Annotated in this window: 25 protein-coding genes and 1 pseudogene; 12 read left to right on the top strand and 14 right to left on the bottom strand. The window is 61.0% G+C overall.

Annotation, left to right across the window (positions count from 1 at the left end; translation table 11 throughout):
- Nucleotides 1–10: 10 nt before the first annotated feature.
- The 3 genes from XH87_RS28415 to XH87_RS28405 all read right to left on the bottom strand — a co-directional run bounded on the left by XH87_RS28415 (nucleotide 11) and on the right by XH87_RS28405 (nucleotide 4,633).
- The gene (locus XH87_RS28415; protein ID WP_271589786.1) at nucleotides 11–2,230 is read right to left on the bottom strand and encodes a polysaccharide biosynthesis tyrosine autokinase; all 2,220 of its coding nucleotides are present in this window, start codon (nucleotides 2,228–2,230) and stop codon (nucleotides 11–13) included.
- 224 nt (nucleotides 2,231–2,454) lie between these two features.
- Nucleotides 2,455–3,069 carry a hypothetical protein gene (locus XH87_RS28410; protein WP_271589785.1) on the bottom strand — a complete coding sequence of 205 codons (615 nt, stop codon included), beginning with the start codon at nucleotides 3,067–3,069 and terminating at the stop codon, nucleotides 2,455–2,457.
- Nucleotides 3,070–3,166: 97 nt separating this feature from the next.
- Nucleotides 3,167–4,633, bottom strand: a complete 1,467-nt coding sequence (locus tag XH87_RS28405; protein WP_271589784.1) for an O-antigen ligase family protein — start codon at nucleotides 4,631–4,633, stop codon at nucleotides 3,167–3,169.
- Between the two features lie 432 nt (nucleotides 4,634–5,065).
- Between XH87_RS28405 and XH87_RS28400 the strand changes: the two genes are divergently transcribed.
- Nucleotides 5,066–6,046 carry a glycosyltransferase family 2 protein gene (locus XH87_RS28400; protein WP_271589783.1) on the top strand — a complete coding sequence of 327 codons (981 nt, stop codon included), beginning with the start codon at nucleotides 5,066–5,068 and terminating at the stop codon, nucleotides 6,044–6,046.
- 53 nt (nucleotides 6,047–6,099) lie between these two features.
- Nucleotides 6,100–6,957, top strand: a complete 858-nt coding sequence (locus tag XH87_RS28395) for an FkbM family methyltransferase (RefSeq protein WP_271589782.1) — start codon at nucleotides 6,100–6,102, stop codon at nucleotides 6,955–6,957.
- Nucleotides 6,958–7,088: 131 nt separating this feature from the next.
- Here XH87_RS28395 and XH87_RS28390 read toward each other — a convergent pair whose 3' ends face one another.
- Both XH87_RS28390 and XH87_RS28385 read right to left on the bottom strand, forming a co-directional pair.
- Nucleotides 7,089–7,568 carry a hypothetical protein gene (locus tag XH87_RS28390; protein ID WP_271589781.1) on the bottom strand — a complete coding sequence of 160 codons (480 nt, stop codon included), beginning with the start codon at nucleotides 7,566–7,568 and terminating at the stop codon, nucleotides 7,089–7,091.
- Nucleotides 7,569–7,859: 291 nt separating this feature from the next.
- Complete coding sequence (locus XH87_RS28385) at nucleotides 7,860–9,062, bottom strand: polysaccharide biosynthesis/export family protein (protein WP_271589780.1); 1,203 nt, start codon at nucleotides 9,060–9,062, stop codon at nucleotides 7,860–7,862.
- 289 nt (nucleotides 9,063–9,351) lie between these two features.
- Between XH87_RS28385 and XH87_RS28380 the strand changes: the two genes are divergently transcribed.
- The 3 genes from XH87_RS28380 (at nucleotide 9,352) to XH87_RS28370 (ending at nucleotide 11,656) form a co-directional block, all read left to right on the top strand.
- Nucleotides 9,352–9,897 (top strand): hypothetical protein, encoded by a 546-nt coding sequence (locus XH87_RS28380; RefSeq protein WP_271589779.1) that lies wholly within the window; start codon nucleotides 9,352–9,354, stop codon nucleotides 9,895–9,897.
- Between the two features lie 76 nt (nucleotides 9,898–9,973).
- A complete protein-coding gene (locus XH87_RS28375; protein ID WP_271589778.1) occupies nucleotides 9,974–10,249 on the top strand; it encodes a hypothetical protein in 276 nt (91 codons plus the stop codon).
- Nucleotides 10,250–10,714: 465 nt separating this feature from the next.
- Nucleotides 10,715–11,656, top strand: coding sequence for a hypothetical protein (locus XH87_RS28370; protein ID WP_271589777.1), 942 nt, complete (start codon nucleotides 10,715–10,717; stop codon nucleotides 11,654–11,656).
- Between the two features lie 13 nt (nucleotides 11,657–11,669).
- Here the strand turns inward: XH87_RS28370 and XH87_RS28365 are convergent, their stop codons facing one another.
- On the bottom strand, nucleotides 11,670–12,296 hold the full coding sequence (locus XH87_RS28365; protein ID WP_035700134.1) for a transglutaminase-like cysteine peptidase: 627 nt from the start codon (nucleotides 12,294–12,296) through the stop codon (nucleotides 11,670–11,672).
- 194 nt (nucleotides 12,297–12,490) lie between these two features.
- Between XH87_RS28365 and XH87_RS28360 the strand changes: the two genes are divergently transcribed.
- Both XH87_RS28360 and XH87_RS28355 read left to right on the top strand, forming a co-directional pair.
- Nucleotides 12,491–13,228 (top strand): metallophosphoesterase family protein, encoded by a 738-nt coding sequence (locus XH87_RS28360; protein WP_035700136.1) that lies wholly within the window; start codon nucleotides 12,491–12,493, stop codon nucleotides 13,226–13,228.
- Nucleotides 13,229–13,340: 112 nt separating this feature from the next.
- The gene (locus XH87_RS28355) at nucleotides 13,341–13,955 is read left to right on the top strand and encodes a hypothetical protein (RefSeq protein ID WP_271589776.1); all 615 of its coding nucleotides are present in this window, start codon (nucleotides 13,341–13,343) and stop codon (nucleotides 13,953–13,955) included.
- A 175-nt stretch (nucleotides 13,956–14,130) separates the two neighbouring features.
- Here XH87_RS28355 and XH87_RS28350 read toward each other — a convergent pair whose 3' ends face one another.
- Nucleotides 14,131–14,580 carry a hypothetical protein gene (locus XH87_RS28350; RefSeq protein ID WP_271589775.1) on the bottom strand — a complete coding sequence of 150 codons (450 nt, stop codon included), beginning with the start codon at nucleotides 14,578–14,580 and terminating at the stop codon, nucleotides 14,131–14,133.
- Between the two features lie 336 nt (nucleotides 14,581–14,916).
- Here XH87_RS28350 and XH87_RS28345 point away from each other — a divergent pair, with 336 nt between their 5' ends.
- Together XH87_RS28345 and XH87_RS28340 are read left to right on the top strand one after the other, a co-directional pair.
- Nucleotides 14,917–15,294: an Ig-like domain-containing protein gene (locus XH87_RS28345; protein ID WP_035700139.1), complete on the top strand. Its 378-nt coding sequence runs from the start codon at nucleotides 14,917–14,919 to the stop codon at nucleotides 15,292–15,294.
- Nucleotides 15,295–16,842: 1,548 nt separating this feature from the next.
- The gene (locus tag XH87_RS28340) at nucleotides 16,843–17,373 is read left to right on the top strand and encodes a hypothetical protein (protein ID WP_271589774.1); all 531 of its coding nucleotides are present in this window, start codon (nucleotides 16,843–16,845) and stop codon (nucleotides 17,371–17,373) included.
- Between the two features lie 139 nt (nucleotides 17,374–17,512).
- Here XH87_RS28340 and XH87_RS28335 read toward each other — a convergent pair whose 3' ends face one another.
- The 4 genes from XH87_RS28335 to XH87_RS28320 form a co-directional block, all read right to left on the bottom strand.
- Nucleotides 17,513–17,788 carry a hypothetical protein gene (locus tag XH87_RS28335; RefSeq protein WP_271589773.1) on the bottom strand — a complete coding sequence of 92 codons (276 nt, stop codon included), beginning with the start codon at nucleotides 17,786–17,788 and terminating at the stop codon, nucleotides 17,513–17,515.
- Nucleotides 17,789–18,313: 525 nt separating this feature from the next.
- A complete protein-coding gene (locus XH87_RS28330; protein WP_225114680.1) occupies nucleotides 18,314–18,886 on the bottom strand; it encodes a TetR/AcrR family transcriptional regulator in 573 nt (190 codons plus the stop codon).
- 25 nt (nucleotides 18,887–18,911) lie between these two features.
- Entirely contained in the window at nucleotides 18,912–19,403 is a 492-nt protein-coding gene (locus XH87_RS28325; RefSeq protein ID WP_271589772.1) for a DUF302 domain-containing protein, read from the bottom strand.
- 66 nt (nucleotides 19,404–19,469) lie between these two features.
- Nucleotides 19,470–20,924 (bottom strand): amidase family protein, encoded by a 1,455-nt coding sequence (locus XH87_RS28320; RefSeq protein WP_271589771.1) that lies wholly within the window; start codon nucleotides 20,922–20,924, stop codon nucleotides 19,470–19,472.
- Nucleotides 20,925–21,232: 308 nt separating this feature from the next.
- Here XH87_RS28320 and XH87_RS28315 point away from each other — a divergent pair.
- Nucleotides 21,233–21,735, top strand: a pseudogene (locus XH87_RS28315) (IS5 family transposase); the annotation flags it as partial.
- Here XH87_RS28315 and XH87_RS28310 read toward each other — a convergent pair.
- Nucleotides 21,732–22,148 carry a hypothetical protein gene (locus tag XH87_RS28310; RefSeq protein ID WP_271589770.1) on the bottom strand — a complete coding sequence of 139 codons (417 nt, stop codon included), beginning with the start codon at nucleotides 22,146–22,148 and terminating at the stop codon, nucleotides 21,732–21,734. The pseudogene XH87_RS28315 and the gene XH87_RS28310 overlap by 4 nt on opposite strands.
- An 867-nt stretch (nucleotides 22,149–23,015) precedes the next feature.
- Between XH87_RS28310 and XH87_RS28305 the strand changes: the two genes are divergently transcribed.
- Nucleotides 23,016–23,189 (top strand): hypothetical protein, encoded by a 174-nt coding sequence (locus XH87_RS28305; protein WP_271589769.1) that lies wholly within the window; start codon nucleotides 23,016–23,018, stop codon nucleotides 23,187–23,189.
- A 174-nt stretch (nucleotides 23,190–23,363) separates the two neighbouring features.
- Nucleotides 23,364–23,729, top strand: coding sequence for a VanZ family protein (locus XH87_RS28300; RefSeq protein ID WP_035700148.1), 366 nt, complete (start codon nucleotides 23,364–23,366; stop codon nucleotides 23,727–23,729).
- Nucleotides 23,730–23,853: 124 nt separating this feature from the next.
- Here XH87_RS28300 and XH87_RS36855 read toward each other — a convergent pair whose 3' ends face one another.
- Together XH87_RS36855 and XH87_RS28290 are read right to left on the bottom strand one after the other, a co-directional pair.
- Entirely contained in the window at nucleotides 23,854–24,066 is a 213-nt protein-coding gene (locus XH87_RS36855; RefSeq protein WP_442868318.1) for a CHRD domain-containing protein, read from the bottom strand.
- A 64-nt stretch (nucleotides 24,067–24,130) separates the two neighbouring features.
- A complete protein-coding gene (locus XH87_RS28290; RefSeq protein WP_271589768.1) occupies nucleotides 24,131–24,415 on the bottom strand; it encodes a hypothetical protein in 285 nt (94 codons plus the stop codon).
- Between the last annotated feature and the right edge of the window lie 111 nt (nucleotides 24,416–24,526).

The raw sequence follows: 24,526 nt of genomic DNA, 5'->3' as shown, positions 1-24,526 counted from the left end.
CTCGCCCATGCTAGTCGACGTAGCCGTAACGGGCATAGTTCTTCTTGTAATAGTAACGGCTGTGATAGGACTCGTAGCGAGCAAGGCGCTTCGTATCTGCCTTGTTGAGAACGACGCCGAGCAACTTGTCCTGGATTTCCTGAGAACCACGCAGATTGTGCCTGACGACATCCATCAGGGTCTTGCCCCACTCCACGACGAATATGTAGGAGTCAACGAAAGTCGACGTCACGCGCACGTCCACTACCGGCGCCATGGGCGGCATGTCGAGCACGATGTAGTCGAACTTGTCCCTCAGCTCACCGATCAGGCCGTGCATCATCTTGGATGCCAATATCTCGTTGGTATGAAGAAGCTTGGAGGTCGTACCTGCAGCCAGAATCGAGAGCCCCGTTTGCGCATCAACCGTCAACGCTTGCTCCAATTTGGCCTTATGCGCGAGGATCTCGACCAAACCAGACTCCGCGTCGGGCGTCAGCGCGCGTGAGAGCGAGGGATTGCGGAGGTCGCAATCGATCAGGAGAACGCGCGCACCGCCATGGGCCATCAATTGCGCAAGGTTGGCAGACAGCGTGCTCTTGCCTTCATTCGGAAGAGTCGACGTAAACGCCAGCACGCGGTTCTCTCGAACAATCGAGTTTAGATCGACTGCCACCTTCGTCGAGCGCACCGCTTCGGAGAAGCGCGAGAGAGGATGATCAACGACATAACGCAGCAATTTCGCCCCGGCGTCCTTGGTCGCAGCTGCGTTCACCGTCGGCAGCAGCGCTATGCAACTCGCACCGAGCACCTCTTCGACCTGTTGGGTCGTCCTGAACACCCGGTCCATCATTTCACGCACGATCGCCAGGACGAAGCTCAGCACCAGGCCGCCGAAAAGAGCCACGCCCAGCACGACAAGAGTCTTTGGATAGCTCTTGACCAGCGGTGTCGTTGCTGCACTGATCACACGCGCTTCACTGATCGGGAAGGATTGCTGCTGGACGGATTCCATGTAGCGCTGCAGGAAATTATCGTACATCGCCTGGTACGACTGCGCATTGCTATCGAGCTCGCGTAGCCGAACCTGCGCCTGATTCGTCAGCTGGGACTCCGAAACCACCGTGGCCAAACTGGCCTTGATGCTGTCCTCGCGCGTGACGGCGATATCATAGTCGCTCTTGTAAGATTCCTGAATGCGCTTGAGCTCGTCGACGATGTTACGCTTGATCTCGTCCATCTGGCGACGCAGGTTCACCGCGGCAAGATGATCCTGGCCATACTTGGCCGACCAGATCGCTTCCTTGGCGGCCATGTCGACATACTGCCCCCGCAGCTTGACGATGGTTTCGTTCCGAAGAGCATCCGCCACCGCCGCATCCGGGATTTCGCGCTTCAGGATATCGTTGATGCGGTCCAGCCGCGCCCTGGCCTCGGCCGTCGAAGCATGTGCCCCAACCAGCTGGCTGTTCACTTCGGCGAGCTGTTGCTCGTTCATCAAGCGACCGCCGGTATCGACAATGTTGTTGGCCGTCTTGAAATCGACGACCGCCTTCTGTGCCGCGGATGCCTGAGCGCGCAACTCCTTGATGCGATCCTGCAACCAGACGCTGGCACGACGCGTCGATTGGTACTTGGCTTCCAGCTGGTCAACGATGTAGGCGTCAGCGATCGCATTGGCGATCTGCGCCGCCTTCGCGGGATCACGCGACGTGAAGCCAATCTCCATGACGTATGTGAGACCGAGGCGCTTGATGGTACGATTGTTCTCAAAGCGCTGCAGAGCCTTGCGCTGCAATCTGAATTCGGAACCGGCACGGCCGCTGGAAAACAGATCGGAAAAGAAATTGCCGATCGACCCGATCAAGCTTCCGCCGCTGCCGAGGAACTCCGGATCTTCGGTCAGGTGCAAGTCACGAATGACCGCCAGGCTGATGTTCTCGGACTTGAGAATTTCGACCTGCGTTTCCACCGACGCGGAGTCGGGGGCCACATCACCGAGCATCGATTGCTGTTGAAACAATTGTACTTTGCGAGTGTCGATGACGATCGAAGCCGTGGAGGTGAATTGCGGAGCTTCTGTAAAAAGATAGAGAAGTGCCAAGATCACGGAGGCGGATAGGATCGCGACAATTGTCGGGAACTGATGCCGGATGACATCCAAATGCAAAGTCAGCGATTGAAATGGGGAGCCTTGAGTCTCGGCGAATTCGCGATTGATCTCCGAGGTGGACTTGTTCAGCTGCAACATCCGGTAATTCCTGAAATCAATCAATGCCCGTACTTGGGCCGACAAGCGCGCGGCGACGTGATTTCACGTATCCGCAAATCACGCACAGTCATCGACGCATGGACGCACCCAGGTGCTTCACGGGCAATATATCGTGCGAGTCATCGCAGAAGACCAAAGGCAGCGCGTGACACGCTGCCTTGGTTTATTTTCTCTAAGGGATGCCGGCGCAAGAGGCCCGGACGTTATTGCGTCGGACTGACCGCCGGATAAGCGGTCGAGGGAGTCACCGAACCCGAATAAGTCGTCGCACTGTTCGGGTAGTGCAGGCCACCAAAGCTCTGGGCACCGGAGCCGCTGCCACCAAAGGCAAACCCGGAGCCGGTCGTTGGGCCACCACCACCGGAACCGCCACCGCCGCCCGCCGCAGCGATTGCAACGTCGCCGGTCGCGGCCTGATAGGCTGCAATCACGTCCGGATTGTTCGTTCCGGCGACGGCGGCCTGAATTTCATTGGCAAACGCCTGATCGGTCTGTGCCGCCATGCGGGCCACCTGGGCAAGACCTGCGACGATCGCGCGCAACTGATCCTTCGTTGTCGCCGGGTTCTTCAACAATTCGATCAGACCCGGCACCGTCGTCGGATCCGACGCTCCGAGGTCTCGGACGCGCGAAATCAACTGCGGACCGCCATCAGGATATTGCTGCAAAAGCGTTGCAGGAGATCCCTTGAATTCGGAGATGATTTGAGCCTGCAGTTGCCGGCTGGGCGGATAAACAGCCGCGCTGGCAGCGGAGGATATCGAGCTTGCGACCGCAATCACCGCTACGGCTCGAACCGTAAACCTGACAAGGTTCATAATTTCCTCAACAACGAGTTTGCCTCAATGGCTGGAACGAAAACGATGGGAAAATAGTCCAAAGAGGCAGCCCTGTCCACCAATTCTAAAGGAATAGTTAAGGCTCAAGTGCCTGGAAAGAGGACTGTTTTGGCGATCCCGAGGTGCGAGCGCGGGTCGGCAGCGCATTTGCCGCAGTCCCTTGCGGCTCAACGCTCCCCTCGCCGGAGTGGAAGGATTGCGCCAGACCGACCCCGAAGAGCGCAAAGAAGGGGATGCTGTAGCCCGGTATCTGCAACGTGAAATCGAGGCTGGAATGGAGCAACGCCAGCAGTGCGATGCCGATGGCTGCCAGGGGAATCGAAGCGTCACGCTTTCGGCTGAACACCCCGCGCGCGAGCACTGTGAGCATCACCGCCCAACCGGCCGACAGGAGCAGCGTCATCGGAATTCCGGCCTCCAAAGCGACCTCCAGAGGGGTCGAATGGGCTGCATTCCAAGTGCCGCGCATGGAAATATTCGGGCTGCGGAAGGGCGGAAACGCCGACTGGAAAGTCCCCATCCCAGTGCCGAACCAGGGATTATCGGCGATGATGCGCAGCGAGGACTTCCACCCCTCCAGCCGGCCGCTATCGGTCAGCCCCTGGCTGTCGAAGCGGCTCACGACACGACCACCGAGCAATTCCAGGAGAACGAGAGCTACCAAAACGGCGGCCGCCAATGCCATCCAGACGCCGGTGCGCGGCGGAAGGTCCTTCCGCAGGAAAACGACAAAGACGAAGATCATGGAGAGGAGCGAAACAGCCACGCCCGCCCGCGAGCCGGTCATGAACATCGCCATGACGCAGATCAGGAGTGCGGCGAATTTCAGAGCGATCAAAGCCTGCGGAATTTTGGCCAGATCGCGGGAGAGATTGCTCCACCTGAAGCGTCGTCCGGGAAGGTGGCGGCGCACGTCCGTAAGAATCAGAAGCATCCAGATGACGGCACATGAGCCGAAATAGGCAGCCGCGGTATTGCGGTTGATGAACGTACCGGTGACGCTGCTGAGATAGGCGGTCTTGTCGCGCCACAGAATCATGGTCGGTTCGATGAGGAACGAGAGCACGCCATACGCAGCGTAGAAGCTGCCTGAGAGCGCAATCACCAGCATGATCTGGCGTGCACGCCTCGCATCGACGCCAATGACAAGCCCCACCAGAATGGCCAGAATGTTTGCAAGCGGCGCGCCCAGAGCAAAGAAAGCTTCATGCCTGACAATCGAGGCCGATGGCGCAACGGCTGAATCGAACAGCGAGCCGAGCTGCTTCCAGATCGGATGATATGGCGCAATCCACGGGCTGTCGGACAGTTGTTCGTGCAGCACGCCCCCGTAAGCCGCAACAACAATGAAGATGCCGGCGATGATCCAGAGATGGGGACGACGCAAGGCCCTCGTCGGCGCAAATATCAACGCGATTCCCAGACAAGCGCACCAGAAGGCAATGGCCACATTGTTGGTCGACCCGAACGGGAACGGCGCGCTTGCTACAACAAAGAACAGTACACAGCTGGCTACGAGATCAGCCGACCAGCGAATGTTCATCGAAACACGGCCCATCGCTTTCGTCTGACGCCCCCCAGTGGAGAATACATTAGAGCGGATGATCCCGCAGGCGTCCAGCAAGTGCCGCACTCGGAAGAGGCGGCGGTGGATGATCCATTCTGAACCGTACCCCGCCTACAGAGGTTAATTTCCGCCGTCAACTCGTCCGGGAGCACAGTCACGAGGTAGAACATTCTGCCGGCCCTGCTCCGCAATGCTTCCCGATCCACGCAGCCTCGAGTTTGTTAACAGGGCGGCTCACCCCAAGCGCGGATCTCATCCGATGAAGGGGCTGGACGGTCCCAATTTCAATCATCTACGCTGGATTTCGGCAACGTGGTCCGGTAGTGCTTCGCCCGCACCGCATCTCCAGGCTTGAGAAGCCCCGCGTCGCCAATTGCCGGCAGACTGTTTACGGGAGAATTCCTGCTTGTGATCGAACGTTTCCACGAAGTTCTTATGTCAGACGACCGGCGTTGCTGGCCGTCTCTTTGCGAGGGTAAATTGAATATTGACGTCATCTTAGCGACACGCGGCAGACCGACGGACGTTCAAGTTCTTCTAGACCAGCTTCGACTTCAGGAACGCGCGCCTGACAGCGTCATGCTTGTGGGCGCTGAACCCAAGGACTTGCCCGGTGGTGCGGCCGTCCCGAATGATCTCGGCGTGCACCGGCTGGTTTCTCCTCGGCCGGGACTGACGTCGCAGAGAAACCACGGCATACAAACGGCCAAGAGGACGAGCACTCCCGAGGCCTGGCTTGCGAAGATCATTGTCTTTTTCGACGATGACTTCAGGCCTGCAGCCGATTGGCTGCAGAAGTGCGAAGCGCTGTTTGCGGCCAGTCCACAGGTCCTCGCCATTACGGGAGCGGTGATCATGGACGGGGCAAGAGGCAGCATCGCAATCACCGAAGAGCAGGCTTTGGATGCGCTGGCGCAGCCTCGGGCGAGCGATCAGATCGGATACAGCAAGTGGAAGGAAGGACTGTACGGCTGCAATATGGCTTTCAGAGCGACAGTCTTCGACCAATGTGCATTCGACGAGAATCTGCCGCTCTATGGCTGGCTGGAGGATACGGATTTTTCCGGACAGATCAGGAAGTTCTCGGACATCTATCGAGATTCGAACTTGATCGGTGTGCATCTTGGGTCAAAGTCTGGACGGGTCAGTGGCTACAAATATGGCTACTCGCAACTCGCTAATCCGCTCTACCTTGCGCGCAAAGGAACAATTACCCTCGGAAAATGCGCATACTTTTGGACGCGAGCGCTCGCGTCCAATGCGCTGCGCTCGCTTCGCGAGCATCCGATGATCGACTATCGAGGCAGGCTCGCCGGAAACATGGCTGCAGTGGCGGACTTGATTGCCGGATCAATTCATCCAACCAACATATTGTCTTTCCGCCGCTAGAAACGCATTGCGACCGCTACGCTCATCACAACCTGGACACGAGCACGAAAATCATGATTGATGAAAACCTCATTTACGATCTCGGCGCCCATAAGGGTGAAGACACTGGGTTCTATCTCAAAAAGGGATTCAAGGTCGTTGCCATCGAAGCTGTGCCGGAATTCTGTACCGCACTTGGCCAGCAGTTTTCCCAGCAGGTGGCAGCAGGGCAACTGAAGATCCTCAACCTGGCCGTCGCCAAGACGCCGGGGAATATCGACTTCTACGTCAACACGGAGCACTCGGTCTGGGGAACGGCCAATCTCGAGTGGGTCAAGCGAAACCAGATGCTGGGCGCAGCGAGCGTGCAAAAGATAACAGTCAAGGCCGAGCGGCTGGCCGATATCATGCGCGACCACGGCATTCCCAGATATTGCAAGATCGACATCGAAGGGAACGATCTTGACGCGTTGTCGTCGCTCGAGAATATTTCCGAACCCCCGCGATTTGTGTCGATCGAGTCCGAGAAGAAGAACTGGAATGATCTCGTAAGGGAGTTCGAACTGCTCAGGAGCCTGGGCTATTCCAAGTACAAGATTGTGGATCAAAGCCTCGTCTCCCTGCAGGAGCCGCCTCAGCCGGCGACCGAAGGCTGTTTCCAGTCGCACAGATTCGAACACGGCAGCAGCGGACTGTTCGGCAACGAATTGCCCGGGCGGTGGATGGACATGTTCGAAGCGCTCGAGGTCTACAAGGGGATCTTCCGCGGCTATACGCTGGCGGGAGACGCAGGCATCTTCCAGGGGCGAAAGAGTGTGTTCCGCATGCTTGGCGGGATTCAGGCAGTGCTGGTACGCGCGGCCGGGCGAAAGGATTACCGCTTCCCGGACTTTCCCCCAGCTGGCTGGTACGACACGCACGCAGCGCGATAGCGCGTCGGGAGCGGATCAGCCGGGAAGCAATGAGCCCGTTTGCCGAGGCTGATTGCTCCTTGCCCGGTTCTGTTCGGATTTGCGGGCTCGGACTTTCGATGAACCGTCAGCCGCAACGGTCGTCGTTCGCATCAACTGCCTTGCCTGGACTCAAGAGGGCAATCGATTGAATAGATCTTGAGATCCACATTCAGGCGGCTGTTCCGGGTCTGCGCCCGGAAGGCATAGAATGCCCCAAGGCTATCGCTCCCGGGATCGAGTTTTATTCCGGGGGTTAATTCGTCGGGCGGGACCAGAAGACCGATGTGCCGGTTGAGGGCGGAGATCTCGATCCGCCCCTCGCCATCCGCAAAATGCCCGCCGAGCTGGGTCGCCGTGACCTTCGGCAGGCCGCGGCGCTGATGGCAGACATCCTCCTCCCAGAGCTTGGTCTGTCGCACCAGCGGTTTGCCCGCGCCATCGGGAACGACGATATCGGGAAAAGACGGGCGCAGCATGCCGAAGAACTTGCTCTCTTTGGAGTTCGCCGAGAGACGGACGGTCAAGGACAGCTCGCCCTTGGCGCCCTTGAGGCGCGACAGCACGGGAGCATCGGGCTCGGCGGACACCATCACATCGATGCGGTGGCGGACGCCCTTCTCTGCGGCAGCGCCGAGCCCCGGCCCGACCGGTGCAAGGACGAAGGCAACAGGACCCAGAGCCAGAAGACGGCGAAACGTTCGAAAGCGCATGAAGCCCCTTGCAACGCTGCGGGGTGAGCGATGACCGGCGCGCCGCGCTCAGTCGCGTCTTGATCCAAATCCTGAACGCATAGCCGCAGCAGAACCGCTTCGATTGCTAAACGAAAATGGCACCGGGACAAAGCCCCGGTGCCATCGTCTTTGGTCGATCAAGTCGGCGTCTTACGGCGCCGTCTTGATGTTGTTGCGGAAGATCAGGGCATCGTTGGCGAGGTTCACGGCATCGCTGCCGGTCGCCATGATCACACGCAGGTAGGTCAGGAACTTGGCGACTTCGACGTTGCGCGAGTTCGAGACGTAGATGATGTCCTGGTTCTTCATCATGACCTTGGTGGCGAGGAAGAAGCCGCCCGGGTCGCGGAAGTTCACGTTGAAGATGACCGGGATCGTCTCCGACGTGTACTTGCTCACGTCAATGCCGAGCTGGGCAGCGACTTCGCGCGGCTCGCGGCGATACAGATACACCGCGGCCGGATCGGCTTGGCCATCCAAGAGACCGCCGGCCTTGCCGACGGCTTCGCCGAGGTTGATGCGCCAGGCATCGAAGTTGAACTCGCCGCTCTGCCCGCTGGCACCGAACGCCAGGAACTTCTGCTGTTCGCGATAGACGTAGATGCTGTCATCCGGGCGAACATAGACGTTGTTCTCGGGCGCCATCACGAGATTTTCGAACGGCACGGTCGCCCGCTTGCCGCCGCGCTCCAGCATGACCCAGGTCTCGAAGCCTTGGCCCTTGATGCCGCCGGCGCGGGTGATCGCGTCGAGCACGCGATCCTTCGCACCCGCCGCGCTCGCCGGATAACGCGCCGGCGAATTGACTTCACCGAGCACGCTGATGAGCTGGGTGCGCTGCGAGGACATCGCCACGACCGCCTGCGGCTCGATGGCGCGGTTGCCGATCTTGTCGATGATCGAGCGCTGGATCTGGACTGCCGTCAGCCCCGCGGCCTTGACCTGGCCGGCATAGGGCACCGTGATGAAGCCGTCATTGTCCACCGCCTGATCCGGGATGGTCACGAAGTTGCCCGGACGGACGCCGGCTTCCGCCGGGATGAACAGACCGCCGGCCGCGGCTTCGAAGATGGTGACGCTGACCACGTCGCCGATGCCGAACACGATGCTGGCGGGCGGGCGGCGATCGGTGAACATGCCGGCGAGCCCCTTGGGCTCATGGGTGTGCAGGATTTTTACGGTCGCCGGATTGAGCGGCACAAGCTCATAGGCCGGCGCATTCTCAGTCTGGACCTTGTTGTTGACGTCGTCCGTCAGCGGGCCCGATCCCGGATTGGTCGAACAGGCTCCGAGCGCTAAAGCGATCGCCAGAAACGCCGGCTTCAAAACATAGGTCTTGGCAATAGATGACATGAATCGCGCCCGAGAGTCCCCAATTGGCGTAAATTGGTACGGCCTGGGGGATGGTGCGACAAGGGTTCCAGGTGGTTAACCGTGCGATCCGCCGGCTACTGTTGCCTGCAAGCCACTCTTTGGGGCCGGGTTTAAGCCTTTGTGACTATTTGTTGTATTTCGTGTGCGCGGCCCGCGAGCAAAATACGCAACTTGGGGCCCGGCATGTCGGGCGGAGGCGTCGCCCTTTGCTAAGGCCGGGTCCATTAAAGATAGGACTCCCGTGTCTGACCTCCTTTTGATCCCGCTGTTGGCAGGTTCCCTCCTCGGCGCCGCTGATCGTCCGTGGAGCGCTGCCGCCCCCTGCCCTGGCCGCGCAGAATTCTCGTGTCGCGAAGCGCCAATTGCCGCGATCGCCCACCCGGCCCCCTCCTCCGTCTGGAAATTCACCCGGGCCCAGGGGGCCAGGGACGGCGAGAGCTTCGCCGCCATCACGAAGACCGCGAATACGGCCCAGTCAGACCCGGACTTTGCCGGCCTGATCGTCCGCTGTGCGCCAAAGGGCAAGATCGACGTGCTGGTGGCCCTGATCCGTCCCTTCCCGCCGCGGAGCAGGCCCAAGGTCACGATCGCCGCGACCGGCGGCGGCACCTTGACCTTCGACGCCCGCATGGCGGCCGCAGGCGCTACCGTGCTGCTCCCCGACGAGGTCTCCGCCTTTGCCGCCGGCAAGTGGCAGACAGCGGCCTCGCTGTCCGTGGCGGTCAGCGAAGGCGACAGCGAGATCAAGGGCGTGGTCGCCCTGAACGGGCTGCGAGAGGCCTATCATTCGCTGCTGGCAAATTGCGGCCAATAGGCTAAATTTAGCCATACAACTTAAGGGTCTTTTTAGGGTGGGGAACCTAGGGTCCGGAGCACGGAGAGTGTTTCGGATGACCGCGTTTTTGATTTTCAGCTTTCTCGTCGGTGCCGTGCTGGGGCAGCGTTTCCGCGTCCTTGTGCTTCTGCCGTTGATCTTCGTCATGTTGCTCACCGCCGTCCCGGTCGGCTTGATGGTCGATCTGACGGTGGTCGAGAGCCTGAAAGGCATGGTGTTCGCAGCCATTGCCCTGCAGGGCGGCTATCTCTTCGGGTCAGGGGCCCGCTTTGGCCTTGCTGCCGCGCGTGCCGGGCGCGTATTCGCCCGCCCGGTCAAGTCCGTGCGCTGACGACGCCGGGCTGACGCTGCCACGAGCCGTTCGCAGGGCGTGCAAAAGCCATGCTCGTTTGGCCCGCGAAGACCTCTGCTTGAAAACCCACCGCTCGCTTGTATGGTGACCTGACCGTTTCAGGACTCCGAGCGCCGTTTGTCCCTCGCTTATTTTACCCTCATCGTTTGCATCGTTTCCGCTTCCGCTCTCGAAATCGCCGGCGCCAAGTTCGCTCCACAGCTCGCGACGATGGCCGCAGCACTGAGCTTGCTGGCGGCCGCATCGAGCACGCGCAAGGCCGGCCACGATCACTATGTTCGCGCGACCTCGTGGAGCCGGTGGATCCTGACCGCCATTCCGCTGTGTATCGCAGCCCAACTCGTCCCGCTTCCGCTGCGCTGGGCGCATCCGATCTGGGCCAGCGCTCACGACGTCCTCGGCGGCCTGCCGCTCGGGCCGATCACAGCCGATATCGGCTCGACCGTGAACGCGCTGCTGCTGGCGCTTGCGGCGATCTCATTGCTTGGCGTCACCGTCCTGGTGGTGCGCAACCGCAGCCGTGCCCAGCTGATCCTTTTTGTGCTGAGCGGAGTAACCGCGGTCTCAGCGTTGATGCTGGACTTGCATCGGCTGTTGCCGGCGCTTGCCGCAGACGTGCCCCATGACCTCACGACGACCTTGGCCGGCTTCGGCCTCATGCTCAATCTGGCGGTCATGCAGCTCGCCGCTGAACGTGCCGAAACGCATCACTCGGTGCTTCGATCGGTCGCGATCGGCCTTTGCGGCCTGGTCGGAGCTTTGGTCAGCGCCGCCGCGATCTCTGGGTTTTCCGGAACGAACAGCGCGATCGCAGCGGCTTTTGGCGTTGTGCTGATGCTGCTGATCCTCGTCATCCGCAGACTGGACCTGTCACCATTGGCCGCGAGCGCATTGTCGGTGGCAGCCCTGATCGGCGCGGCGATCGTCCTGACTTTCCTCTTCGAGAAGAGCTCCGGACCGGTCCTGATGCGGCTCGCCCCGGAGATGGGAGCCGAGACCAAGGCCGCCCTCGAGCACATGTTGGCCGACACACGCTGGTTCGGCGCTGGTGCCGGGACCTTTGCCGCGGTGGGCAGGATCTATCTGAGCGACGCCGGAGCTGTCTTGACCGCGCCCTCGGCGGCCATGGCCGTCTTTGCAGGGATGGGATGGATTGGCCTGGCGGCCATGATAGCGGCGAGCCTGATCGCTTTGGTCCGCCTGTTCGTCGGCGCTCTGCGGCGCGGGCGCGACTCGTTCTTTCCCGCGGCGGCCGCGGCCTGTGTTCTGTTTGCTCTCGTCCAGAGCTTCGCAGGCGCAGGATTGCTGCGCCCGGCAGCAATTCTGTGCCTTTCGGTGATCGTGGGGCTCGGGCTGTCGCAGAGCGTCAGCCAGTCCTCACGATGAAGCCCGGCCTGTCTCAGACGGCGCGATCGCCGAGTGCGGCCCAGTAGTTCGGGTTCTTGGGCGATTGGATGCGGACCCAGCGATAGGATTTCTTCGACCAGGGCATGATGTGGCCGGAGAGATTGTCCAGCACGAGATCGCCTGAGAAGGTCCGGACCACGACCACGAGATGATGCTCGCCCCAGGTGGTCACGACCTCGCTCAGCAGTACAGAGCGCGCCGAAAAACCCCTGGCGATCAACTCGTGGCGTTTTGTCACGGCGTAGTCGTTGCAGTCGCCGCTCGCCGGATGCAGCAGCCATTTCTCGCCGCGCAGTCCTTCCAGATTGGCCTCGGGACGGATGGCGGCATTGACCTGCCGGTTGACCTCTTGCATCTGGGCCAGCCGCTGGGGTGTGAGCTTCAAGCGACCGCCCCTGAACACGATCTGCTGTGGCCGCGGCTTGCACTCGTCCTTGTACTTCAGGCAAAACAGCGTGAACGCCATCGGCGCCAGCGTCGGCTGGTCGAACTTGATGTACTGGATGGCACCTCGCAGCCCCAAGGGCGCGCCGACAAAGGCGGCTTCCGCGCTCTGCTGCGCCCCGACAGCAACAACAACAGCGGCCACGGCCGCCAGAAACTTCACAACTTTGCGCATGTCGCGCTCCCCGTTCTTGTTGGGGGAGACGCTACGCGAGAGATCTTGAAATACGGCTCAAAGGCCGCGCGATCCTTTAATCAAAATGCGGGCCAATCGGTCGCAAACAATTAAGAATACCGATGTGTGACATGTTCTGCTAAGAGCGGTCACGACGTTCCGCTCGTGACGCTGGATGCGATTCGACCGACCCGATGGGCCTTTCCTCACGCTTTCGAAAGAAGATCAAGCCTCGGCTCCCCGACGGCGTTCGCGTCTATGCGATCGGCGACGTGCACGGCCGCGCCGATTTGCTTCAATCGCTGTTAACCGTCATCGACGCCGACCTTGCCCGCTCGGCCCCCGAACGCGCAATTCAGGTCTTTCTCGGAGACTATGTCGACCGCGGCCCGGACTCGCGCGCCGTCCTTGATCTCTTGATCGAACGCTCGAAATCGCACGAGACGGTTTGTCTGAAGGGCAACCACGAGGTCTTCCTGCTCGAGGTCCTCAAGGACCCCGCCCGCCTGCAGGAGTGGCGCCACTATGGCGGCCTCCTGACGCTGGTCTCCTACGGCATCACCCCGACCATGAATCCGTCCGCGGAGCAGCAGGTCGAACTGATCGCGGGATTGAAACGCGCGCTGCCGCCCGAGCACCTCGCTTTCCTGCAGCAATTGCCCTCGTCCTTCACCTGCGGCGACTTCTTCTTCGTCCATGCCGGCGTCAAGCCGGGCATCGCGCTCGATCGCCAAAAGGATGAGGATCTGCTCTGGATCCGCGAGGAATTCCTGGCCTCCGAGGAGCGCTTCGGCAAGTATGTCGTGCACGGCCACACGCCGGTCAGCGCGCCCGATATCCGCCCGAACCGCATCAACATCGACACCGGTGCCTACGCGACCGGAAACTTGACGCTGCTGACGATCCAGGGCGATAGTCTGCTGGCAATCTAAAGGGTTCTGGCTGGACCTCGGTCCCGCCGTCGGGCCCGCCCGCACAAGCCTCGCCAATTCCTCCATGAACCGCATGATCCTGCTTCGCGTCGTCGGCATCTGCATCGCAATCGTGCTGGCGCTTTACGCCGGCATGGCGTTCTACGGCGATCTGATACGGCCGAACTTTCGCGCCGGCGATTTGTTCTCGGGCGAGGTTCCGCCCGACAAGGCGAAGCTTGCAGCCGCCGCTCGTTTGGCCGCGTTTTCATGGGATGGCGACCTGCTCGCGAACTACGCGGCAGCGATGGCCGCTGACGTTATTCAACGTCCGTCGACCGAGGCGGGCGGCAGGGCCAGCGAAAACAAGGCAGCCCAGGCCGCTGTCCTGGCTGCCTTGAAAGTTTCACCGATCCGGCCCGCATTGTGGCTCGCGCTCGGCACGCTACGGGTCCAATCCGGCGAGATTGTCACGCCGGCGGTGAAGATGTCCTACTTGACCGGGGCGGTGCCGATCGACGTTGCCTTCTCTCGCGTCCGGACCGTGACGTCGAGCGCGGCGGCGACCGATGAAGAGGTCAAGCTCCTGGCGCAATCCGACATCCGGTCGGCGCTGGCCAGCCGCTCGCGCTACGAGCCGCTGCTGATCGCGGCCTACGTGCAGGCAACTGCGCAAGGCAAGTCACTGCTGCTCGAAACCACGAAAGTGACCGATCCCAAATTCAACGAGATCTTGCAGCGGTACTGAGCCCGCTCCAGCCTTGTTGCTATCGCTTCGGAGGCTGCAGCGAATTCGTTAAAGCGCGATGCGATTAGGAGAATCGTCATCGCGCTTCAGGTTGTTGTTTAAGCATGATCTCCGCGCAAACGCGTTCCGCGTTTGTCGCGAGGGAAAACCGCTGCGCACTTTCCCGGATCATGCTTTAGCGCACGGATTTCGGGTTGACGGGCACAAAGTCCTGATCGCGGCGCGGTTGGTCGGATCGGCCCTGGTAGACGAACATGCCTTTCTTGGTCGCGACGATGTCGCCTCGCTGCAGGCTTTCATCGTTGAGCAGGCGTTCGGTCGCGACAAGGTCCGGGTCCTCCGGAATCGGCTTGTAGAGTTCCGGATGCTCCCGCCGCTCGCGCGAGACCTCCCTGGCACGTCGCCGTGCGTCCTCGATGCGTTGCCGCCATTCGTCGCGCGATACTTCCGGCTCGCTTGGTGGCAGATAGTCGTTGAGAGACGGCTCCGGCTCGGCCTGAGCAAGGCATGAGAGCGGACAGGCAACATAGAGGGCCAATCCGACAGCGGCGCCCGCGGTCGCCCTGAGCGGCGCGCGTCCCAGGATCCAGCGATCCGATACGGAATTGCGGCGAGTGGATCGCACTCCGATGACTCCAAGGTGGGCCCGACAGCAGCCAGAGGCCGCAGCAACTTCAGCTTATGCGGTGGCCAATTGCAACAATTGTCAGAGCCCATAAAAATCGAAAAACAACCCCATGCACAGTAGCCGGCACCAGTCGAATCAATGGGTTACGCCTTTTCCGAAGCTAAATTGACTCGTCGGGCAAAACAGGGGCAAGATGGCATGATCCGGAGAGAGCCCGACCGGACAATCGATGTACCTGATATTCGGATGTGATCTGCCTAGGGGGCAGCTTTGTTCTAAGACCTCGTTATGTCACGCTGCCAAATTCGGCGTCCGCTCGTGGAGTTGCCGCGAATGCGCGCAAGACCGGTATTGCTGTTGGTTGTTGCCGTGGCGGCTTCCGCCATGTGTGGCCTCGTGGCTCACGCGAGCCCCGTCTGCATCAAGGAGCGGACGCCGTTTGCCTTTTCGGAGGATACGGTGAGATGGACGATGTCGATCGCCCCTGGGGCGGACTGCATCCAGGGGCTGCGCTGGTCGTACATGCAAATCTTCAACGTATCCGTCGTGAGCGGACCATCACGCGGACAATTGACCGTAGTCGGGTCCGGCTTCCGCTATTCGGCAGGAAACGAAACGCATGGCAGCGACAAGTTCACGCTGCTGATCTCGGGCAAGAACGTCCATCATCTCGGGACATCGACCCTCGAGGTTGAAGTCAACCCGCAATAGCCTGTCGCACGACGCGACCGAAGAGTGGTCGGCGCGACTAGACTAGCGTGGCTCAAAGCGAGCCGCAGTCGCGCATCGCGCCTTCGGCGTGTTCGATTCACTCAGCTAGGCGGATGCTCTAACGACGGCTTGATCCGCTGCCTCGGGTTCTGTTCCCGTGATAGGGCCGGGCGTATCCGCCCCTCGTCACGGGGGGCTCTATTCGACTCGGAATATTTGGTGTCGCCGTGGAGGGTGATGGCTGCGACGGATTGACGATGATCACGTTGCGATTGGGCGTCGAGGGGTCATTGACGCCCTGGGCCCAGGCGCCGGCTGGCGCGACAAATGCCAGTATGATCAAGACCAATCGTTTCATGCGACATCTCCCGAGCAAGAACGTCAGGGAGGCGAACACCGTTCCTTCACGGCCGCTTCACGGTTACTTGCACCCTTACCGAGGCACGGCAATCAGCTTTCCATCCCTCCAGACGCCTTGGGCTGCCCTTCCGGCAGGCAGGCTCCCCGTCACATTCCGGACAGCAGTTGGCCGAGACGCAGCCTGGGTGGTCTGCGTCTTTTTCACAGGTGTCGTCACAATGCTGGAACTGGTGGTGTTGGGCTGATCCTTGACCCCTTGCGCAGAAGCAGACTGAACCAGGAAGCCCAAAAGCATGATTGCTGTCAAAATGACGCGCATCGTCAAACACCGGAAAGAGGAGCTGGGCGAAATGTCACAGGTTTCTGTCCAAAAGCAAGCTCTTCGAGACGATCACACAGGACCTTTGCAGATTGGATCCAACAGAGCATCCACCGCGGCCGGGGGAACTCCGGGGTGAAAAAGCCTAGCGAAACAGCAGTATCCGGGCTAGTTGATCGACCTTGATGACCGAGCCCGGCGACACTGCAGCCAACGCCTCGAAGGCGCAAGAAATCAAGGCCGGACTTGTCCGCCTGCTGTCAGGACGGATCCGCGAAATCTCCGACGATCCCCGGCAGATGCGGGATGTCGTGTACGAGTTGGCCCGCATCAGGCTCCTGGAACAATTCACCCACGCCAACGCGCGCGAGGCGCACGAGCTCCAGCAAGTTCTCGAACACGCCATTCGGGAGGTCGAGCGGTCCTTTGAGCGAAGCGAGACGTCCTCACGGGCTAAGGCTGCCGCGGCCCTCGCGGCGAATTCCCCGCCAGTCGACGTCCCTGTTCCCCCGCCGATTCCAACGCCGGCTGCCTCGGCTTCACCAGCTGCCCCGAAGGCGGCGGAGCCGTCGCGCCGTTCTGTCGCACCGTCAGGATCGTTCGACCAACCCAAGCGGAGCGGCGCCTTCAATTCTCTCTTTCGACTGACCGCGATCCTCCTGCTCATCGCGGCCGCTGGCGCCGCGGTTGTGTTTTGGCCACGGCTGAGGCCACAACTGGCCGCATTGCCGCAGATGGCGCTTCCGTCCGAGCGCGCACTGAAAGGCCCGGAACCTCAACCGAGTGCTGTGTCGAATCCCCCGCCGGCCAAGACCGTGGAACGGACGCCGGATAGCCCAAGGGAGCCGGCGCAAGCTGCACAACCCGCGATGCCTCTGCCGACAACGTTCGGCGTCTACGCGTTGAGCGAGGGGCAGCTCCATGAACTCAAGCCGGTGCCGGGCAAGATTCCGGACCGGCGCGTTGCGATCTCGGCAGCCATCAACACGCCGAGCGTGACCACATTGACGGACGGCGACGTCAAATTCATCGTGTTCAGGCCCGACGGAGGTGTCGATGCAAGCGGGACCGAAGTTCGGGTGGTCGCGAAAGTCTCCCGGGCGATGGGCGTCGATGCCACCGGGAAAGCCGCCATGGTCAGCGCCGGCGATTCCTGGGTCATCCGCAGCATGTCCTACCCTTACAAGGTAGGTCCGGTCGACGACCAGCCGAGAATGCTTTTGCTGCAGCCGGAGCAAGACGGCTTTGCGCTCGCTCCCGGCCGCTACGTCGTCGTGGTCAAGGGCATGGGCTACGACTTCACGGTGGCCGGAACGATCACCGATCCCAATCAATGCGTCGAACGCATCGATGCGACCAACGGGGCGTTCTACTCGCCCTGTCCTCCGCCCCGACGCTAAAGCGCGATGCGATCGGGATGAATCGTCATCGCGCTTCAGGTTGTTGTTTGAGCATGATCTCCGCGCAAACGCGTTCCGCGTTTGTCGCGAGGGAAAACCGCTGCGCACTCTTCCGGATCATGCCTTAGCCGCAGCGCCCCTATTTTGCCGGCTTGTTGTCCTTCGCGTCCGCCGGCACGTCGTCGACCTTGCCGTTGTTGGCGATGCATTTCTGGAGGTATTCGCGGCGATCCTTGGCCGTTCCCTTGGCGCTCCCCGCCGCGGGGTTGCCGATTTGTCTGGGCGGAAAGGCCTTGGCCAGCGCCGCATCGCATGCGCGCGCCACTTCGGCGGTGATGGCCGAAGCCGTCGCCGGCGCGGCCAGCGTCAAAACACCTGCCAATCCAACCAACGTCCGCAGATTTTTGGCCGGCACCTCTTCTCTCCTTCAAATCCGTGAATGCTTGTTGGAACCATATCAAAAAGGATCGAAGCGCCAAACGGCAAAGCGGTGCCGAATCGTCTCGCGGTCGCGCCTCCGTGCCGCAGGGCCATCGCATATGACTCTCGGCGGCGGCCCGAGCGCTCGCCTCGTCCTTCGAGACGGCGCTTACGCACCTCCTCAGCAAGAGGCTAGCCGGGTTCAGTGCCCGTCGAGACTGCCGCCGCGCAGTCCGTCCTCATCCCGAGGAGCCCGCCCAAAGCGGGCGTCTCGAAGGATGGTCGCAGAGCGCGCAGCAAGATCCCCGATATTAGGGCGTGTACTCATAAATCAGCGCGGTCCGAAGGCGATATCAGCTTCGACGCCAACAGCGGACATCGGCGGCTAACCAAGGGATGTTCGCTTTAGGCCAGAAGGAGACATTGCCGGCGGTCAGCTAGTGGGCGTCCGGAGTGTTGGCTCGTTCCGGCGGTGTGACAAATCTTCCCGCACCGCTGCATCGTTCCTAACTTAGCAAGATCAAACTCTCGCCAACTGCAGCGCGGCCTCAACGCCGCCTTCCAGGATCTGCTCTGCCTGGATGGTGTCGGGGACGGCCCGCGCGAACTGGAGGGTGCCCACCATGAGACCGAAGATGGCGGTCGCGCGACGGCGGCTCGCTGCAGAGTCGGCACCCGGGAGTAGTGCAGCCAGCGAGGAAACGTAGCTTCGCAGCGCTTTCTCGTAGTCCTGCCGAGTGGACAGGGGCTGGCGGGCGACTTCCGGGAGCAACGCCGCCGAAGGGCAGCCGTTCGCCGGGTCTTCGAGGTGAGCGCGGTTGAGGTATCTCCGGATCGCCCCCTCAAGGGCTAGGCCCGTCCGCCGATCCTCATCGAGGCGATGTTGTTGGTCGCTGAGCGCGCTCGCCAGCGCCTCGCGAACGAGTGCGTCTTTAGACTCGAAGTGCGGAGAGAATGCGCCTTTGGTCAGTCCGGCCTCGCCCATGATCCCGGCGATCCCGGCGGCGGAGATACCGTCTTGGCGTATGCACTTCGAGGCTACATCGATGATGTGTCGTCGCGTCGCTGCCTTGTGTCCTTTCTCGAAACGCATCTTCTCTCCACTCCATCAATATCCGTTAAGCTGCGGCCGCTTCCAATAGGGCCTGGAGGTCGCGATCAAGTTGCTGGGCAACTGCATTCACATGTTCGCTGCCAAACTGACTGAACACGGATGCCGGCCGATCATATTCAAACGCGACACCGCCATCTTCATCCTCGCGCAGAAGGACGCGAATGGGTGCATAGAGCCCCGCCGACAATCGATGGCGGGTCATCTTGGATGCGGTGAGCGGATTTCCGATATCAAACTGGATGGATCGGCGTGTCAGCCCAGCAACAGCTAGGAGCGCGCCGTGGTCACGCTGCCCGAAAATAGTGAGCGGCGGATATGCCTCCAACTCTCGAAGCGCGCGCTCACTTTCACCGTATCGCAAGAGAGTGAATATCCCGTCATCGATGCGTGGCGCCAAGGTCGCGAGCTTGGCTCGAACGTCCTCGAAGGGCTTTGTTGAGCGGATGGTAACGTGCTCGACCGGAATGGCACGCGTTGAGTGCAGTGCATTGGACATCTGGTGATGCTCTAATCTTTTGTCGCTGTCTGCAGGACCCCTTCGCCCCGCGAAGCAACCACGACACTAGGTTGAACCGGACTTGGCACCCAAGATGCCTTCGATACCGCGGGCAAGGTTTAGAAGCCGCTGATCACTCCTTAGGGGGCCATCCAGTTCGAGCCCAATCGGCAGCCCGGCGCGAGACAGGCCGACAGGAAGGCTGATACCGGGTAGTCCCACGCTGCTTGCCGACACGGTGTGGTTCGCCAGAGCGAGGTAGCTAACGTCCTGCCCCGCGATGTGGACGGTCGCCTGTTCCCCGATCGAAGGCGCCGTGCAGGGCGTGGTCGGTTGCAAAATGGCCAACGCCCCATGAGCGACGAACGCCATGTCGAGGCGACGCTGAATTTCCGGCCGACTCACGTTGAGCGCCACCTGATAGGCCTCTGCGGAGGTGGCACCTGCACCACCTGGCAATACGATGTGCTCCCACGCCTGCCGAAGCTGAGGCTTAAGGCTTTCGTGAATGGCCTCAAACGTGGTCGGAAGCGCGTGGCGCCGAAGAAACTCCGAAATCGCGCCCATCGTCTCATGAGCGAAGATGCCCCATGTCGCCGTTTGGACGAGGGAATTGAAATCGTGGCCAAGGTCCATTTCCACGACCTCGGCGCCGGCGTCCTGCAGTTGCCGCACCACCGCACGGAATCGGGACTCGACTTCGGGGTCAACCAGATCCAGGAACTGTCGCGGGGCGAAGGCAAGCCGGGCTCCCTTCAAGCCGTAGTCGCCCTCTGGGGACTCCGCAGCCTGTTCGCCAGTCACGACGTCGTCAACCAGAATGCAGTCCTCAACGCTTCGGGCAAATACGCCCGTCGTGTCGAGTGTATGGGAGATCGGAGCAACACCGTTGCGCGGCCAACGCCCCGTGGTTGGCTTGAAGCCCACGACTCCACAGAACGATGCGGGCACCCGAATGGACCCCACGGTGTCACCGCCCAAGGACGCGGGAACGAGTCCAGCAGCCACGGATGCGGCGGAGCCGCTTGAGGAGCCCCCTGACATGTGATCCCGCGCGTGCGGATTCTTCACCTGACCATAGCGTGCGTTGTGACCGGTCAAGCCGTAAGACATCTCGACAAGATTGTTCTTGCCGAAGATCAACGCGCCCGCCTCCCTAATGGCCCGGACAGCGTCGGCATCTGCGCGCGGCACAAAATGAGCCAGACTTTCGATTCCCAGACTAGTGGGTAGCCCTTTCGTCAAATAACTGTCCTTCACCCCAAGCGGCATGCCAAGGAGCGGGGCCGCCGATCCGGCCGCACGCAACTTGTCTGCGGCCCTCGCGGCCGCCAGCACCTTCGCCTCGTCGATAGTGATGAAGGCGTTCAGTTCGGCAAGCGCTCGGGCGCGCTGCAAAAGGGCCGCGGTGTAGGCCTCGGAGGTGATGTCGCCGTTGCGAACCGCTGCTGCAGCGGCTGCGAGCCCAAGCGAGCTGACATCTGCGGTTTGTCGTGATGAGGCAGTGGTCGTGTCGTCCATGAAATCCTCGCCAGGAGCTGTTTGGCGGCACCCGGCCGCCGCCCAAGAGCGGTCCAGCTCAATGCCATTACGGTCATAATATAAAATTACGAGCGTAATTCAATGAAGATGGCGACTTGCTAGGGACACAAGCGCGTGAAGTGCCGATGGACGATTACGGGCAATGATTGGTTCAGCGACTTCTGCATTGAGTCACAAGCGCCGTTTTGAGCAGCGGTCGGGCGCGACCGGTTTACCCCCGGCTCCGGACCTCTCGGCACGACGCACTAACGGTAGCGATGGGCCACAAGCGGAGGTCTGATTTGCACCGGATGATCGACACCTCGATTGTCCGCGTGCATGAGCACGGAGCTTGCATCGCAAAGAACCAGCGCCAATCGATGGGAAGATCACGCGGCGGATTGACTAGCAAAATCCACGCGGTGGTCGATAGCAATGGTTTGCCGGTACGATTGGCGTTGAGTCCCGGCGAAGCCTACGACGTTCGACCTGCAGGAAAACTGCTCTCTCGTCTAGAATCTGGATCGATCCTGCTTGCCGATCGTGGCTATGACGCCCACTGGATCAGAGAGCTTGCTATGAAAAAGGGGGCGTGGGCCAACATCCCGCCGAAAGCAATCGCAGCCATCCGATCTGCTTCAGCCCCTATCTCTACCGCGCTCGCAACCAGGTCGAACGGTTCTTCAACAGGCTCAAACAATGTCGTCGTGTGGCGACGCGTTACGACAGGCTTGCGGGAAACTACCTTGCCTTAGTCCAACTCGCATCTATCCGCCTATGGCTGGCTGCGCGTTATGAGTCCACGCCCTAGCTGTTGAGTTGCGGCGACTTGAAATCCGGGAAACGCGTGAGCATTGCGGTCTTGACGAACTTCAAGTGGGCAATGGTGCTTGCCAATTCCTTGAGCCGTCGCTGGCCGTTCGAGATGTCCGCCGCAAAGAGATCCTGATGATAATTGTCGAGCGGCTCCCGCTCGAGATATTCATCGGTGCCGTTTCCGAAGGTGACGGAGGCACGCGCGAGGGCATCGTCGACACGGCGGTTGAGCCCGGCCTGCTCCCTCTCCGCCTCCTGCAATGCTGTTTCGATCGCGGCCAGGACGGCACCGATCCGCGCGCGGTCGGTCTCCGCATCGCGCTCGACGGCGCGGGCTTTGAAACCTTTGTCCTCGCGGCGGGAGCCGAGAAGATTGTGCGCGCGCGCTCTCAGGAACAGCTGAAACATTTGGGCCATCCCACATTCGAGATTTAGGCGGCTACCATCGGTCAGGCATAGTTAACAAAGCCTGAATTTCGGGTGCGCTCTGCCTGGCTTTGTGCAATCCACGCCTGCCGAGTTCCTTCGTGCCTGGAATGGAGCTCGCGCCAGCGGATTTCGTCCGCCGGGACGGCTCCTTCGCGGACGCATATCTCCGATACGAATTGCACCGTCTCGTTCAGTGCAAGATCCAGCGCTTCGAGCTCCGCCGTCTCTTCCAGCGACAGGCCGATCAGGACGCGATGCCCCTGGGCATCGATGAAAGACCCGCGAGGCGCGTTGTGTCTCCGTTCAATCGTTTGAATGGGCCCCGTTCATGATCCTGGGACCTGGAAGTTCTTTCAGTCGCCGATCAAAGGTGCGAACGAACGCGATCAGAACGAGGAGGCAAGTGGCACCCGGCAACGCAATCAAATACGCCATCCACGCCCACCCATGCGAGCCGCGAAAGATATCGAGGCGGCTAAACTCAGCCGGCGATGTTAACCCCTGTTCACATCGGCAAGCAGGCTCAACGAAACGCGCCGTGGCCGGGCAGAGCTGCGATCTGCACGACATGCCTCCGGCACGTGAATGCATCTCGCGGCCACCGCGGACGACGCTGGCTGGCGAAACTCATCCGTGGTTATACGGAGCGTCATGCGCCAACTTCATCCCGGTAAGGTTGAGAGGTTAGCTTAATCCGCGTTGTTTGTTGCGAATTCTCGCGCTTTGCTTATCCATCTCTCGCACCGGGCTTCCCCAAGGTCCGGCCCCACCCAAGCAAAGCCGTCGAGCGATCATGGGTCCGCTTGGCGGCTTTGTCGTTGTGTCGACGAGAGGATCATTTCGGTTATGGCGCGCAGGCCCTGGTCGTTCAAGGAAGATCGTCGGCTCATGGAGCTGGCCAAGTCTTCAGCCTCGCTGGAACAAGCGGCAAAAGCTCTCGGGCGCTCGCCTGATGCGATCAGGCGCATGGCGTTGCGGCTGGGTCTCTCGTTGAAGTCGAAGGCGGCCAAGAAGACCTGACTGCGGAAACGCGGTAGTGACGGGAAGAGATCTGCTTCCCCTGCAGGGTGCTAAGCCGCCCGAGTATCACCCTGAAGACAGGCTTGTGCCAGCAGGCCATTGAAGGCGGCCATGGCCTTTAACGATGTTCTCCGCTTTCGAGCCAGACGCGCGACCAGTGTTGTATGTTGGCGCATGCGCAGGAACCACCTCATTGCAGCCGCGAGCATCTGTCTTGCGCTGATCGCCTATGCCACGCTGGCGAGGCTGGCGGGAAGACCCGCGCTCATGGGGCATCACGAGGCCTATTGGGTTGTCGTGATCGAGCGCTTCAGCGCTTATGGGCTGCTCGGCTTCCTTCTTTCGTTCCTTCTGCCTGGACGGCTCGGTTTGGCTTGCTCTCTCGTGATAGCGGTCGCTCTCGGGCTGGAGCTCATGCAAGCGTTCATACCGGACCGGGATCCGGGCTTCCTCGACGTGCTGCAGAAGGCGGCGGGAGGCACGGTAGGCGTCATGCTCGCCCAGATGATCCTGGCGTTCCTGCCCAGACCACCTTCCTAAAGCATGATCCGGAAAAGTGCGCAGCGGTTTTCCCTCGCGACAAACGCGGAACGCGTTTGCGCGGAGATCATGCTTAAACAACAACCTAAAGCGCGATGACGATTCGTCCTAATCGCATCGCGCTTTAGCGCGGTCTCTGCTTCGTCATCCGACCGCGCAACTCGCCGCCCGGATTCGCGGCCGCATGGATGTTCGGCGCCATTTTCGGGCCAGCGGATCTGCCGCCTGCGCGTCGGTGAGCGCAGCACTGCGTTGATCGGGCTTTGCGCATGTCGAATGGCAGGACGATGCCAGCATTCCTGCCGGCCTCGCCGGGGCTGTGGATATGCGCCCCCATTTCGGGGCAACGGTCGCGGGACTTGGCCTTCGCAAACGGTCATGCGCCGGAACGCGCAGCGGGCTCAAGCCACCCCACGCCTGTTGTGGAGCCCGGAAGGAGCCAGGAGTTCGGCCATCTGCCGGTGGGTATCGCGCAGCGCTTCAATGGCGCAATCGAAATCGAAATCCGCCTCGCGAACGGATGCGAGGAATTTGACCGTCAGTGCCAGATCGAGTTTGACGCGCGTCGCCCCGTCGCGACTCCTGCGACGATCGAGCGACAAATGAATGGCGCGATCCCGGGCCTCCATTGCGCCGCAGCCGCAAAGCGCGCCGAGTTCGTCGTATGTCATCCAGATTTGAGGCATGTTCTTCCACCATGCTTGATCGGCCGCAAACTAGAGCGTTTCACGTTTTGACTGAAGCATAGCCGGCGTTGGCAAAGTAGTTTGCGCATTCACGAGGCTGGATGTCTTGGA

Origin of the sequence: Bradyrhizobium sp. CCBAU 53415 (assembly GCF_028128735.1) — a bacterium.
Lineage (GTDB): Bacteria > Pseudomonadota > Alphaproteobacteria > Rhizobiales > Xanthobacteraceae > Bradyrhizobium.
Note: the sequence above shows the minus strand (reverse complement) of the source record. Positions and strands in the feature narration are given on the sequence as shown.